This is a genomic window from Georgenia sp. M64 (genome assembly GCF_038049925.1).
Taxonomy (GTDB): Bacteria; Actinomycetota; Actinomycetes; order Actinomycetales; family Actinomycetaceae; genus Georgenia.
Genome location: NZ_CP145809.1, coordinates 3,621,974 through 3,635,348, shown reverse-complemented (window position 1 = coordinate 3,635,348; position 13,375 = coordinate 3,621,974). Strand labels below are relative to the sequence as shown.

Genomic DNA, 13,375 nt, shown 5'->3' with positions numbered 1-13,375 from the left:
AGCGTCCCCCGGGAGATGTCCACCGTGCCCGGCCGGGAGGAGGCCCCCGTGATCGTCGATGCCCACGTCCACGCGTGGGACCGCTGGCCCTACGACGCCGCGGTCCCCGACCCCGCCACCCGCGGCAGCGCCGCGGCGCTGCTGCACGAGATGGACGCCGCCGGGGTCGAGCGTGCCCTCGTCGTCTGCGCCGCGATCGGCGGGGAGGACCCGCGCACGGCCAACCCGGCGAACAACGCCGACGTCGCCCGTGCCGTCGCCGCCCACCCGGACCGGCTCACGGCCCTGGTCGACGTCGACTCGCGCTGGTCCGGCACCTACCACCGCCCCGGGGCGGCCGACCGGCTCGAGCGCGTCCTCGCCGAGACGGGTGCCTCGGGTGTGAGCCACTACCTCGCCGACGAGGTCGACGGCTGGTTCGAGGAGCCGGAGGGCCGGGCCTTCCTCGCCCGGGCCGCGGCCGCCGGCGTGCCGCTGAGCCTGCACGCCCGGCCGGCGTGGTTCGCGGCGCTGGGCCGGGCGCTGCGGGCCGTTCCCGGCCTCGTCGTCCTGCTCCACCACCAGGGTCACGTCGTCCCGGGCTCACCGACGTTCGAGCGTGACCTCGTCGCTCTCACCGATCTCGCGGCCGTTCCGGGCGTGGCGGTCAAGGTCTCGGGGTTCCACTACCTCGCCGACCGGCCCTGGGCCTACCCCTACCCCGAGACCCATGCGGTGCTGCATGCGCTGCTCGCGGCGTTCGGGACGCACCGCCTGCTCTGGGGCTCGGACTTTCCCGTCTCGCGTCCGCACGTGACCTACCGGCAGTCGCTCGAGCTCGTCCGCGAGCTCACCGGCGGCGACGCCGACGTCCTCGGTGGCACCGCTCTGCGGCTCGTCGAGCCGGCCCGCCGTCCGATCATCCCTGCCCGGCCCGACAACGGCTGAGCACACCGGGCGCCCACCGGCGCCCCCGACCCTGGAGAACCATGAAGCTCATGCGAGTCGGCGCGTTCGGCGCCGAGCGACCGGTCGTCGAGCACGACGGCGTCACCTACGACCTCCGGCCCCTGACGGACGACGTCGACGGCGCCTTCCTGGCCGCCGACGGCATCGCTCGTACCCGTACGGCGCTGGCCGCCGGGTCGCTCCCACGCACCGACGTCGCCGGCGAGCGCGTGGGTGCCCCGGTGGCGCGCCCGCAGGCGGTGTGGTGCATCGGCATGAACTACGCCGCGCACGCCGCCGAGTCCGGGGCGACGCCCCCGGAGGTCCCGGTGCTGTTCTTCAAGACCCCCAACACGGTGGTGGGCCCCTACGACGAGGTGCTCGTGCCGCGCGGGTCGGAGAAGACCGACTGGGAGGTCGAGCTCGCCGTCGTCATCGGCCGCCGCGCGCGCTACCTCCACTCGCCGGAGGAGGCTGCCGCCCACATCGCCGGCTACACCATCTCCAACGACGTCTCCGAACGTGCCTTCCAGCTGGAGATCTCCGGGGGTCAGTGGTCCAAGGGCAAGTGCGCCGAGACCTTCAACCCCCTCGGGCCGGCGCTCGTCCCGGCCGACGAGCTCGACGTCTCCGACGTCCGGCTGACCTCGTCCGTCAACGGCGAGCCCCGTCAGGACTCGACGACGGCGGACCTCGTCTTCTCGGTGCCCTACCTCGTGTGGCACCTCAGTCAGGTAGCGGTGCTGGAGCCGGGTGACGTCATCAACACCGGGACCCCGCAGGGGGTCGCGATCTCGGGGCGGTTCCCCTACCTGCGCGCCGGCGACGTCGTCGAGCTCGCCATCGAGGGCATCGGTACGCAGCGTCAGGTGCTCGCGCAGGCCTGACGCGGGTGCGCACCGGAGCGGCCCTTGCACGTGATTGTCGCGTCCCGTCCTTGCTCGGTCTGCCTCCCTCGCCTACTCTCGTTCCAAGTGAGAAATACGTGTTCCATGGATAGAACGGAACGTCGATGACGACGACGGACACCACCATGCGCGCCCTGGTCCTGGAGGACTTCGGCGACCTCGTCCTCGTGGAGCGGCCACGTCCCGCACCAGCCCCCGGCGAGGCTCTCGTACGGGTCCTCGCCACCGGCATCTGCGGCTCCGACCTCCACGGGTACACCGGCGAGAACGGTCGGCGGGTGCCGGGGCAGGTCATGGGCCACGAGACGGTCGGCACGGTTGTGACGCTCGGTGACGCCGGACGGCCCGGTGCGGGGATCGAGCAGTCCCCCGTGCCCCTGGCCGAGGGAGACGTGGTGGTCCTCAACCCGACCCTCTCCTGCGGAGGGTGCGAACGGTGCGCCCGCGGGATGTCGCACATCTGCGCCGACCGCCGCGTCGTCGGGGTGGACCCGGCCATCTCCGCGGCGTTCGCCGACTACTTCGTCGTCCCGGTGGCCAACCTCGTGCCGTTCGGTGGGGAGACGCTGCACGGCGCGCTCGTCGAGCCGCTCGCCGTGGGCTACCACGCGGCGGTGCGCGGGGGAGTCGGGGCCGGTGACGACGTCCTCGTCCTCGGCGGCGGGCCCATCGGGCAGGCCGCGGCGCTGGCGTGCGCGCGACTCGGGGCTGCCTCCGTGACGGTCAGCGAGCCGGCTCCTGAGCGGCGTGAGCTGCTGGGCCGGCTCGGCGTGGACGTGCTCGACCCTGGCGCGGTGGACGTTGCCGTCGAGGTCATCGAGCGCACCGGCGGCCTGGGCGCGAGCGTCGTCATCGACGCCGTCGGCAGCTCCGCCACGCTCGGCACGGCGCTCGCCGCGACCACGGCGGGTGGGGTCTGCGTCCTCGTGGGGATGGCGGCCCCCCGGGTGGAGCTCGACGCGTTCGCCGTCTCCACCTTCGAGCGCACGATCGTCGGGACGTTCTGCTACTCGGCGGCCGAGTTCGCCGAGACGGCGCGGTGGGCCCAGGACCACCCCGAGCTCCTCCGGGCGCTCGTGTCCCGGACCGTCCGCGCGGAGGACGGCCCGGCCGCCTTCGCCGCGATGGCGGCGGGCGACAACCCGGCCGGCAAGGTGCTGGTCACCTTCGCCTGATCTCGCGTTGGCCGTCGTCCCTCGCCACCACCCGGTCGCGGGCGTGCCGACGGCACGGCTATGGCCGCGATGGAGGCGGCGGAGGAGTAGTCGTCTCGAACACCTGCGACGGAATCGAACCTCCCGCTCGACGTCGCGGACAAGGTGTTCGATTCACGGACAGCTTCCGAATTGACATCCCACCTGCCGCGTCGCCCCGGCAGGTGTGGGCGTCCCGGCCCGGGCGGAAGCGTCGGTTGCCTCCGTGTACCGTTCGGGATGAGCGTGGAGAACCTCCGCGACCAGACGCAGCAGACGCCCGGCGCCGCCGTTTCGGCCGGTCGCGGGGACCCGACAGGACCGGTTGAACTCATGACCCCGAGCCAGGCACCCCGTCCGGTGCCGGCTCGTCCTCCGTGGATGCCCGCCGAGTCACCGCCACCCGTCCGGCCCGTGTGGAGGAATCTCGTGCGCGGGCGGAACGCTGCGCCTGCGCCGGTCGAGGAGGCCGCGGCGTCGCCTGAGCACGTCGAGGAGCCGGCTACGCCAGCCACGTCGGTTCAGCCGGAGCCGGTTCTCCTGCCCCCACCGCCCACGCCGGCCGACGAGGCGGTCAACCTCCTCACGCTCGCCGAGCGCAGCGCCGAGGCCGTCCGCGACGAGGCCGCCAGGCTTCGCGAGGAGGCCGAGCGCCTCCACCGCAGGGCCGAGCAGCGGCTCGAAGCGGCGCAGGAGGAGTCGGCCGACGTCATCCGGGACGCCGGGGAGCAGGCCGCCCTCGTGCTGGCGACCGCCTCGCGATCCCGCGACGAGATCCTCGCCCAGGCCGAGGTGGCCGCGACCGAGATCCGTGCGGCGGCCGGGCGGGTGGTAGCGGGGAGCCAGGAACGCGCGGAACGGCTCGTCGACGACGCCGCCGCCCGGAGCCGGCGCGTGCTCGACGACGCGGAGGCCGCCGTCGCGTCCCGGACCGCGGCCCTCGAGGCGAAGGAGGAGCAGGTCCTCGCCGCCGCGTCGCACGAGGCGGCGCGGATCCTCGGCGAGGCCCGCGACGAGGCCGAGCGGGTCCTCGCCGCCGCGCGGACGACGGCCGCCGAGCTCGGCGCCGAGGCGGCCGCTGAGCTGGAGCGGGCTCGGGGTGAGGCACAGACCGAGCGGGAGAACGCGCGCGACGACGCCCGGCGCACCCGCGAGGACGCCACCGCGGACGCCCAACGAGAGATCGCCGAGGCGCAGGAGCAGACGGCGTGGGCCCGCCGCACGGTCGACGGCCTCCTCGCCGCGGCCGAGGCCGAGGCCGACCGCACCCGTTCCCGTGCGCACGCCGACGGCGCCGCCGCGGTCCGCGAGGTCCGCGAGCGTCTCGAGGAGGTCCTCGCCCGCAGCGCCGTCACCGTGCAGGAGCGTCTGGCCGCGGCCGACGCCGACACGGCGGCTGGCCGGGCGGAGGCAGAGGAGGTCCTGCGCGTCGCCCGCGAGCAGGCGGCCGGGGAGCTGGCCGAGGCGCAGCGGCAGGCGGAGCAGGTCCGCGCCGAGGCCGAGGGGCGCGCCATGGCGATGCTCGACCGCGCCGAGCGCCGGCTCACCCAGGCCGAGGCCGGCGCCCGGGTGCTGCGCGAGCAGGCCGCCGAGCAGACCGGCGCCGCGCAGCGCGAGGTGCAGGAGCGACGCCAGGAGGCCCGAGCTGAGGCCGCCCGGCTCCTCGCCGACGCCCGCGCGGAGGCGGACGACGCGCGGACCAGGGCCGCGCGCCTGCTCGCGGACGCCCGCGCCGAGGTGGATCTCCTCGCGCGCCGCCGCGACCGCATCACCGCCGAGCTCGGCCAGCTCTCCGGCGTCATCGACGCCCTCGCCGTCCCCGACCGGGCCGTCCCCGACCGGGCCGTCCCCGACCGAGCCGTCCCCACCCAGCCGCACGATCCTGCCCACCACGAGAGAGAGCCAGACGCATGAGCAGCACCTCTTCCACCCCCGCCTTCCGCACCGTGCTGCGTGGCTACGAAGCCGGCGAGGTGGACCGCCACCTGGGCGAGCTGCACGAGCAGCTCCGCGCCGAGCAGCAGCGCGCCGACGAGGCGCAGCAGCGCAGCGACCAGATGGCTCGCCGGGCGGCGGACCTCGAGCGCCGCCTCGTCGCCGTGGAGCAGGCAGCGGCGGAGCGTGCGGCCCAGCCCGCCGAGGAGCCGGTGTTCACGTCGCTCGGCAAGCGGGTCGGCCAGATCCTCCAGCTCGCCGACGACGAGGCCAACGCCCTGCGCGCCGGCGCCAAGCTCGACGCCGACGCGTTCCGCGGTGACGCCGAGGAGGCAGCCGCGATCCTGCGGGCCGAGGCCGACCGGTACGCCGCCCAGACCCGCAGCGCCGCCGAGACGGACGCGGCCCTCGCCCTGGAGGAGGCCCGGCGTCATGCGGACGAGATCCTCGACGAGGCCGCACAGGACGCCACCGCCCGGCGCGAGGAGGCCGAGGCGCTCTACGAGCGGCAGCGGGCGAACTCCGCGCAGGCCGCCGCCGACTTCGAGACCACGCTCGCCCAGCGGCGCCAGCGTGCCGAGGAGGACTTCGCCGAGCGCGCCGCGGCGGTGGAGCAGCAGGTCAGGATCCTCGAGGAGCGGGCGACCGCTGTCCACAACGACGCCGAGCGGGCCCGGTCGGAGGCCGACCTCAATGCGCGGCGCGCGCTCGAGGACGCGCAGCAGCACGCGCAGCAGCTCGTCGCCGAGGCGAAGGCACGCGCCGAGCGGATCCGCGCCGAGTCCGAGCGCGAGCTCGCCGCGGCGATGAACCGCCGCGACAGCATCAACGCCCAGCTCGCGAACGTCCGCCAGATGCTCGCCACCCTCAGCGGCGGCACGGTCCGCCTCGACGAGGTGATCGACGCGCCGCCCGCCCCGCCCGCGGACGACGCCGCCACGGAGCAGCAGGTGGAGCACACCGCCGAGGAGTCCGACGCCGAGCCCGCCGTCGCGGACCAGGTCGACGCCGAGCCCACGACCGACGAGATCGCCGTCGAGCAGGAGCAGGTCACCGCGGAGACAGCTGTCGAGGGTGACGACGCGGACGCCGACGTCGTGGACGGCGAGCCGGCGGGCTCGCAGGACGACGTGCGGGGCAAGACCCGCGCGTGAGCCCTGCGTCGGGTCGACGGGCCGCGGTGAGGACGGGCGTCCTCGCCGCGGCCCTGGGAGCCCTTCTCGCGGGTTGCTCGGGCGTCACGTCATCGCCCGCACCGGCCGCCTCGGCGACGGCGGACTCGCCCGCCTCGGCGACGGCGGACTCGCCCGCCTCGGCGACGGCGGACCCGGCGGCCTACGCCGAGGATCTCTTCGCCCGCACCAACGACGAGCGCGCCGGCCTGGACCTGGAGCCGCTCGAACCGTCGGAGTGCGCCCAGCAGGCCGCCACCCAGCGGGCCGAGGCGCTCGTCGGCGGCGATGAGCTCGTCCACGCGCCCATGCAGTCCCTGCTCGAGGAGTGCGGCGTGGACCGGGCGGCGGAGAACCTCGTCCGGTCCGACGCCACGGCCGAGGAGGTCGTCGCCGCCTGGATGGACTCGCCCGGCCACCGCAACAACATCGTGGACCCCGACATGACGGCCCTCGGCATCGGGTGCGTCCCCGACGGCGCCGAGCTGCTCTGCAGCCAGATCTACCTGCGCCTCGGCGGCTGACGTTCGGGCGACGACCGTCCCGGCACCGCGGCCCACCGCGCGACCGGCGCCCAGGACGGTTACGTTCGACAGCACGACCTCGATCCAGACTCCAGCACCCGGAGAGGAAGATCCATGAGGACATCTCGTGCCTGGACGGTCCCCGCGACGGCGGCCGTGCTTCTTGCCCTCGTCGGCTGCGCCGACGAGCCGGCCGGTGACGAGCCCGCGCTCGGTGACGAGGAGACCGCGCCCGCCTCGCCGGCGGAGACGCCGTCGGGGGAGCCCGCCTACGACGGCGACTACGACTCCGCCTTCTACGACCGACTCTCCGACTACGACGGCGAGGAGGTCACGGTCGTCGGCGTGGTGGATGAGGTGGTCTCGCCGACGGCGTTCACCATCGTGGGACCGGAGGACAGCGAGGTCGGGCCCCTGCTCGTGGTCGACGTCGGCGCCGTCACCGCGGCCGACCCGGGCTCCGAGGTCACCGTGGCCGGTGTCGTCCACGAGGCCTTCGACCTCGAGGTAATCGAGGAGGAGTTCGCCACCGACCTCGACGACGAGCAGCTCGCCGACTGGGACGGCGGCCCCTACCTCGAGGCGCTCGTCCTCGACCTCGCCGAGGGCGCCTCCGAGTAGGCCGTCACGGCGCCCCGCCGCGCTGCTCGGCGCCTAACGCACCACGAGGTCAGCCAGGTCCCGCGTCGCGGCGATGACCTCGGCGTTGCGCTGGTCCGAGCCCGTCGACCGCTCGTGCGCCTCGGCGCGCGACCGGCCGAACCGCTCGTGCCGGGCGATGAGCCGGGCGAGGCGTTCGTCGTCGTCCGGCTCCACGTACCAGCACTCGTCCAGGAGCGGGCGGACAGCCGCCCAACCGCCCTCCTCCACGAGGAGGTAGTTCCCCTCGGTGATGACGAGCGGCACCTCCCTGGGGACGGGCACCGAGCCCGCGATCGCCTCCTCGAGCGACCGGTCGAAGAACGGTGCGTAGACCACGGGCTCGTCCGCCGCGCGCAGCCGCCGCAGGAGCGCGACGTAGCCCAGCGCGTCGAACGTGTCCGGGGCGCCCTTCCGCTCCCGTGAGCCCAGCCTGCGAAGCTCGGCCTCGGCGAGGTGGAAGCCGTCCATCCCGACGAGCCGGGCACGCTCGCCGAGCGCCTCGGCGAGGGCCTCGGCCAGCGTCGACTTCCCGGCGCCGGGCGGGCCGGTGATCCCGAGGATCCGCCGGCCCCCACGCTCCGCGAGGGATCGCGCCCGGTCGAGCAGGGCCGGGTCGAGGACCATGCCGTGGTCCGTGCGGGTCATGGGGTGCCTCCTCGGGCGACGGTGAGCAGTTCGGGGTCGGTCAGCCAGGACCGCGGTCCGATGTGGCCGACCTTGAGCGAGGCGACGCGGACGGCGAGCTCGAGCGCCTCGACGGGTGAGCGTCCCTCCGCGACGCCGAACGCGTACGCGCCGTGGAGCACGTCGCCGGCCCCCAGGGTGTCCCGGGCGGCGACGGCGGGAGCCGGGACCGTGCCGCTGCCGCCGCGGCTCCACCACCGCAGCGGCTCGGCCCCGGCCGAGACGGCAACGAGCGCGGGGCCGTCGTCGAGCAGCGCGGGACCGGGCGGCTGCCCGTCCGGCAGCCGGAAGTCCGACGAGCAGATGACCGCCGTCGCCAGGGGGAGCACCTCCGCGAGGACCGGCTTCCAGCTGCCGGCGTCGACGACGACCGGCGTGCCGGCCCGGTGCGCCGCGGTGACCGCGGCGAGCGTGAGCCGGGGGTGGTGCCCGTCCACCAGGACGACGTCGGCGCTCGCCGCCAGCTCGGCCAGCTCGGGCGGGGTGTCCACCTCCACGCCCTCGGCGTTGCGGGAGACGACCGAGCGCTCGCCGGTGGCGTCCACCACCGTCACGGCCGACAGGGCCGGCCGGCTGCTGCCCGCGGTGTCCGCGTCGACCACCTCGACGCAATGTTCGGCGAGGTCGCCGCGGACCAGCGCCGCCAGCGGGCCGCCGCCGACGACGCTGAGGAGCGTCGCCCGGCCGCCGAGCGCCGCGAAGGTCACCGCCGCGTTGGTCGCCGGGCCACCCGCCGAGACGTCCGCGCGCAGGGAGACGACCTTCTCGTTCGGCCCCGGCGCCCGCTCGACCCGCTGGACGACGTCGACCGTGGCGAGCCCGACGAACAGCCCGGAGCTCACGACGGCGTCTCGCCGTCGCCGTCCTGGGCACGCCGGCGCTGGCTCGCCCGCTCGTCGTAGTGGCTCCGCCCGCCGACCTCCTCCGGCCTGGCCGCACCGGTCATGATCGCCACGGCGTCGGCCATGGTGTGGGTCCGCGGGCTGACGACCGCGACCCGGCTGCCGAGCCGGTGGATGTGGATGCGGTCGGCGATGTCGAACACGTGCGGCATGTTGTGCGAGATGAGCACGACCGGCAGCCCTCGCGCGCTGATCCTGCGGATGAGGTCGAGCACCATCCCGGACTCGCGCACGCCGAGGGCGGCGGTCGGCTCGTCCATGATGACGAGCTTGGTCCCGAAGGCGGCCGCCCGTGCCACCGCGACGCTCTGCCGCTGCCCGCCGGACAGGCTCTCGACGGGCTGGCGCACGTCGGGGATCCGCACGCCCAGCGCGTCGAGCTGGGCCTGGGCCTCGGTGCGCATCGCCCGCGCGTCGACGACGCGCAGCAGCTTCCCGATCGGGCCCGACCGGCGGATCTCGCGCCCCAGGAACAGGTTGGAGGCGATGTCCAGGGCGGGCGCGACGGCGAGGTCCTGGTAGACCGTCTCGATGCCGAGGGAGCGTGCCTCGATGGGGGAGCGGAAGGTCACCGGCTTGCCGTCGAGGAGGACCTCGCCGCTGTCCGGCACCACGGCGCCGGAGAGCGCCTTGATGAGGGTCGACTTGCCGGCGCCGTTGTCGCCGATGACGGCAAGGATCTCGCCCGGCATGAGCTCGAAGTCGGCGTCGACCATCGCGCGGACGTGGCCGTAGGACTTGCTCAGCTTGCGGGCCTCGAGGACCGGCGTCGTGGCGTCGGTCCGCGGTGCCGCGGCGTCGTGGTTGGTGTCGGTGGTGCTGCTCATCGTGCTGCCCTCCTTCGCGACGCCTGGTCCAGGGAGACCGCGACGATGACGAGGACCCCGGTGGCGAGGTCCTGGTACAGGTTGTCGATGCCCGCCTGGGTCAGGCCCGAGCGGAGGACGCCCACGATGAGCGCCCCGATGAGGGTGCCGACGACGCTGCCGCGGCCACCGAAGAGGCTCGTGCCGCCGATGACGACGGCGGTGATGCTGTCGAGGTTGGCGGTCTGGTAGGCGTTGGGGTCGGCGTTGGGGATCCGGCCCAGGGCCTGCCACGCGGCCAGCCCGTAGAGGGCGCCCGCCGCCACGTACACCGACAGGATCGTGCGGTTGACCTTGATGCCGACCAGCCGGGCCGCCTCCGGAGCGTTGCCGACGGCGTAGACGTGCCGCCCCCACGGGGTGCGGGTGAGGGCGAACCAGAAGACGGCGAAGATGACGATCAGCAGCAGGGTGCCCCAGGTGATGCGGACCCCGCCGATGTTGGTGCCCTGGCCCCAGACCCGGAGCAGGGAGTCGGTCACGGGGTAGCTGCGCGACTCGGAGTAGAGCCGGGCGAGGGCGAACACGACCGTGAGCATGCCCAGGGTGACGATAAAGGGCGGCAGCCCGAGTCGCGTGACGAGCAGACCGCTGATCGTGCCGAGCACGACCGTGATCGTCAGGCCCAGCAGGAGAGCGACGAGCGGGTTCCCGCCGTCGACGACGTGCTTGGCCATGACGATCGTGCCGAGCACGGCGATGGCGCCGTTCGCCAGGTCGATGCCGGCGGTGAGGATGATGAGCGTCTGGCCCAGCGCGAGGGTGCCGATGACGATCGACTGCTGGAGGATCAGCGACGCGTTGCCCGGCGTCGCGAAGGTGTCGGTCGTGAGCGTGAAGATCACGACGGCGAAGATCAGCGCGGCGAGCGGGCCGACCAGAGGGTTGCGCAACGCTCGGCCGAGTGCTTCCCGGCGTTCGGATTCGGGTGCCGGGGCCCCTGGCGGAGTGCCGGCGGTGGTGGCGTCGGTCATGGTTCCGTCCTTGTCTCGTGTCGGGGTGCGCACCCCGGCCGTCGGCGACCGCCGCGGTGGTCGGCGGACGTGCGTGCCTCCCACCGCGGCCGGTCGCGCGGTCGGCGTGGTGCGGTCAGCGCGGTGCTGTCAGCGCAGTGCGGTCACCTGGGTGCGGTCACCTGCGTGCGGTCACCTGCGTGCGGGTCAGGTCAGCCCCAGCAGTTCTCCAGGCCCCACGTGGTGTCCTCGGACTCGATGCCCTCGACCGGGTTGTCGGTGATGACGACGCTGCCGGTGTCCACGAAGCCGGACGGCGCCTCGCCGCCCTCGGCGGCCTGGATGATGGCGTCGATGCCCTGGCGCACCATCTCGGCGGGGAACTGCATGACGGTGGCGGCGTACCTGCCGTCGGCGACGTCCTGGACGCCCTCGCAGCCGCCGTCGATCGAGCCGATCGTGATCTGGTCGGTGAGGCCGCGGGCCTCGATGGCCGCGTACGCCCCGCGCGCCGCGGGCTCGTTGATCGTGTAGACCGCATTGGCGTCCTGGCTGCGCTGGAGGAGGTTCTCCATCGCCGTCTGGGCGGTGTTCTGGTCGCCCTGGGTGTTCTCCATGCCCAGGATCGCCGGGTCGCCCTCCTCCAGGCCGAAGCCCTCGAGGAAGCCGTCGTGGCGGAAGGTGTCGACGGTGCCGCCCGCCGTGCCGTCGAGCATGATGAGCTTGGGCTCCTCGTCGCCGAGGACGGCCTTGACGTAGGCGCCCTGGAGGCGCCCGGCCTCGAAGTTGTCGGTGGCGAAGGTGGCGTCGACCGCGTCCTCGGGGTCGGTGGCCGTGTCGAGGGCGATGACGACGATGCCCTGCGACCGCGCCTGCTCGATCGCGCCGAGCACGCCGCTGGAGTTGTTCGGGGTGACCATGATGCCGTCGACGCCCTGGGCGATGAGGTTCTCCATGGCCTGGACCTGGCCCTCGTTGTCGCCGTCGAACTCGCCGGCGAGCGCGGTGAGTTCGACGCCCTGCTCCTCGGCGTACTCCGAGGCCACCTCACGCATGGTCACGAAGAACGGGTTGGTCTCGGTCTTGGTGATGAGACCGATGCTGACGCCGTCGCCGCCGGTCTCCGCGCCGCCGCCCGTGGCGGCCGGGTCGTTCTCGCCGTCCGAGCCGCAGGCGCTCACGCCGAGTGCGAGCCCGGTGACGGCCACTGCCGCGGCCACCCGCCTGGGCAGACGCCCTGATCGTCCGATGTTCCGCCGGTTGATAGTCACGTAGCGCTCCTTTGCGTTGGCCGGTGCCTCCGCACCGTTCGTGGTAGACCGAGTGAAGCAGGTCACAGGCCACCGCCGCAAGCGTTTGCGCAAACGCTTGTCCCGGGCGCATCATCGGGGCATGGTCACCATCACGGACGTGGCCCGGCGGGCCGGGGTGTCGACGTCGACCGTCTCGCACGTGCTCAACAGCACCCGGTTCGTCAGCCAGGACGCCCGCGACCGGGTCCTCGAGGCGATCGAGGCGCTCGACTACGTGCCGAACCACCAGGCGCGAGCCCTGGTGCGCTCGAAGACCCAGCAGATCGGGGTCGCGATGTCGGCGCTGACGAACCTGTACTTCGGCGAGGTCGTCCACGCGATCGAGGAGGCGGCGAGCGCCGCCGGCTACACCATCGTCCTGGCCGACACGCACGAGGACCCGGACACCGAGGAGAAGGTCGTCGCCGCGCTGCGAGAGCGGCGGCTCGACGGACTCATCCTCGCGCCGTCCGTCGGGGCGGGGAAGGTGCTGGACCGCCTGGCCCGCAGCGGGCCGCCCACGGTGCTCGTGGACCGCTCACCGGACCCGCGGTTCGACTCCGTGTGCAGCGAGAACGTCAAGCCCATGGCGCAGCTGGTCAAGCACCTCGCCGAGCTCGGCCACCGCCGGATCGCCATGGTGGCGGGCATGCCCGGGCTGACGACGAGCGAGGAGCGCGTGGCCGGCTACCGGATGGGCCTCGCGGCCGCGGGGCTGCCCGAGATCGACGAGCTGCTCGTGCGGGGCGACTCCGACGCCGTGCACACCCATGCCGCCGTGGACGGCCTGCTCGATCTGGCGGAGCCACCGACGGCCATTGTGGCGGCGCAGAACACGATGGTCATCGCGACGATGCGGGCGCTGCGCGGGCGGGGGCTGTCCGTCCCCGGCGACGTCGCGGTCGTCGGCTTCGACGACTTCGAGTGGGCCGACGCCTTCTCGCCCCGGCTGACCACGGTGGCGCAGGACGCCACCTCGATCGGCGCGGTCGCCGTCAAGCTGCTGCTGCGGCGGATCGCCGGGACGGAGTCGGCGCCGATGGCCGTCCGGGTGCCGGCGCAAGTGCGGCACCGGGACTCGTGCGGGTGCACGTCCGCGGACTGAGTGTCCGACGGCGCGGTCATCCCGAGGATGCGGGCTGACCGGTGGCGCGGGCACCGGATCGGCGGCGCTGACCGGTGAGGATTCGTCCGCCGATGTCGGTCGAATCCTCACCGGAGCTGTCCTCGCGGCTCCGCAGCGCTGATCCGGGAAGATCCGGCGGTGTGGGTCACTTTCGACGGCCCAGGGCCGTCGAAAGTGACCCGATCCCCGCCCCAGTGCAGCCGCAACTCCCCGCCGGCGCTCGGAGCCGCCGAAACGTCCCCGGTCTCCGC

13 protein-coding genes are annotated in these 13,375 nt (G+C 74.1%); 8 read left to right on the top strand and 5 right to left on the bottom strand.

Going from position 1 to position 13,375, the window contains the following annotated elements:
• Window positions 1-15: 15 nt before the first annotated feature.
• The 7 genes from AAEM63_RS16130 (at window position 16) to AAEM63_RS16100 (ending at window position 7,280) form a co-directional block, all read left to right on the top strand.
• Window positions 16-927: an amidohydrolase family protein gene (locus AAEM63_RS16130; protein WP_341359246.1), complete on the top strand. Its 912-nt coding sequence runs from the start codon at window positions 16-18 to the stop codon at window positions 925-927.
• A 41-nt stretch (window positions 928-968) separates the two neighbouring features.
• Entirely contained in the window at window positions 969-1,814 is an 846-nt protein-coding gene (locus tag AAEM63_RS16125; protein ID WP_341359245.1) for a fumarylacetoacetate hydrolase family protein, read from the top strand.
• A gap of 125 nt (window positions 1,815-1,939) precedes the next feature.
• The gene (locus tag AAEM63_RS16120; protein WP_341359244.1) at window positions 1,940-3,010 is read left to right on the top strand and encodes an alcohol dehydrogenase catalytic domain-containing protein; all 1,071 of its coding nucleotides are present in this window, start codon (window positions 1,940-1,942) and stop codon (window positions 3,008-3,010) included.
• A 447-nt stretch (window positions 3,011-3,457) separates the two neighbouring features.
• Entirely contained in the window at window positions 3,458-4,942 is a 1,485-nt protein-coding gene (locus AAEM63_RS16115; protein WP_341359243.1) for a hypothetical protein, read from the top strand.
• Complete coding sequence (locus tag AAEM63_RS16110; RefSeq protein ID WP_341359242.1) at window positions 4,939-6,117, top strand: hypothetical protein; 1,179 nt, start codon at window positions 4,939-4,941, stop codon at window positions 6,115-6,117. The genes AAEM63_RS16115 and AAEM63_RS16110 overlap by 4 nt, the downstream gene beginning before the upstream one ends.
• A 26-nt stretch (window positions 6,118-6,143) precedes the next feature.
• A complete protein-coding gene (locus AAEM63_RS16105) occupies window positions 6,144-6,659 on the top strand; it encodes a CAP domain-containing protein (protein ID WP_341359241.1) in 516 nt (171 codons plus the stop codon).
• A gap of 114 nt (window positions 6,660-6,773) precedes the next feature.
• Window positions 6,774-7,280, top strand: a complete 507-nt coding sequence (locus AAEM63_RS16100) for a hypothetical protein (RefSeq protein WP_341359240.1) — start codon at window positions 6,774-6,776, stop codon at window positions 7,278-7,280.
• A 33-nt stretch (window positions 7,281-7,313) separates the two neighbouring features.
• On the opposite strand, the gene AAEM63_RS16095 is transcribed toward AAEM63_RS16100, so the two are convergent.
• The 5 genes from AAEM63_RS16095 to AAEM63_RS16075 form a co-directional block, all read right to left on the bottom strand.
• Window positions 7,314-7,946: a nucleoside/nucleotide kinase family protein gene (locus AAEM63_RS16095; RefSeq protein ID WP_341359239.1), complete on the bottom strand. Its 633-nt coding sequence runs from the start codon at window positions 7,944-7,946 to the stop codon at window positions 7,314-7,316.
• Window positions 7,943-8,827: a PfkB family carbohydrate kinase gene (locus AAEM63_RS16090; RefSeq protein WP_341359238.1), complete on the bottom strand. Its 885-nt coding sequence runs from the start codon at window positions 8,825-8,827 to the stop codon at window positions 7,943-7,945. Before AAEM63_RS16090 ends, AAEM63_RS16095 begins: the two co-directional genes overlap by 4 nt.
• Window positions 8,824-9,714, bottom strand: a complete 891-nt coding sequence (locus AAEM63_RS16085) for an ATP-binding cassette domain-containing protein (protein WP_341359237.1) — start codon at window positions 9,712-9,714, stop codon at window positions 8,824-8,826. The genes AAEM63_RS16090 and AAEM63_RS16085 overlap by 4 nt, the downstream gene beginning before the upstream one ends.
• Window positions 9,711-10,727 carry an ABC transporter permease gene (locus AAEM63_RS16080; RefSeq protein WP_341359236.1) on the bottom strand — a complete coding sequence of 339 codons (1,017 nt, stop codon included), beginning with the start codon at window positions 10,725-10,727 and terminating at the stop codon, window positions 9,711-9,713. Before AAEM63_RS16080 ends, AAEM63_RS16085 begins: the two co-directional genes overlap by 4 nt.
• A 191-nt stretch (window positions 10,728-10,918) precedes the next feature.
• A complete protein-coding gene (locus AAEM63_RS16075) occupies window positions 10,919-11,977 on the bottom strand; it encodes a substrate-binding domain-containing protein (RefSeq protein ID WP_341359235.1) in 1,059 nt (352 codons plus the stop codon).
• 121 nt (window positions 11,978-12,098) lie between these two features.
• On the opposite strand from AAEM63_RS16075, the gene AAEM63_RS16070 reads away from it, so the two are divergent.
• Complete coding sequence (locus tag AAEM63_RS16070; protein ID WP_341359234.1) at window positions 12,099-13,103, top strand: LacI family DNA-binding transcriptional regulator; 1,005 nt, start codon at window positions 12,099-12,101, stop codon at window positions 13,101-13,103.
• Window positions 13,104-13,375: the final 272 nt, after the last annotated feature.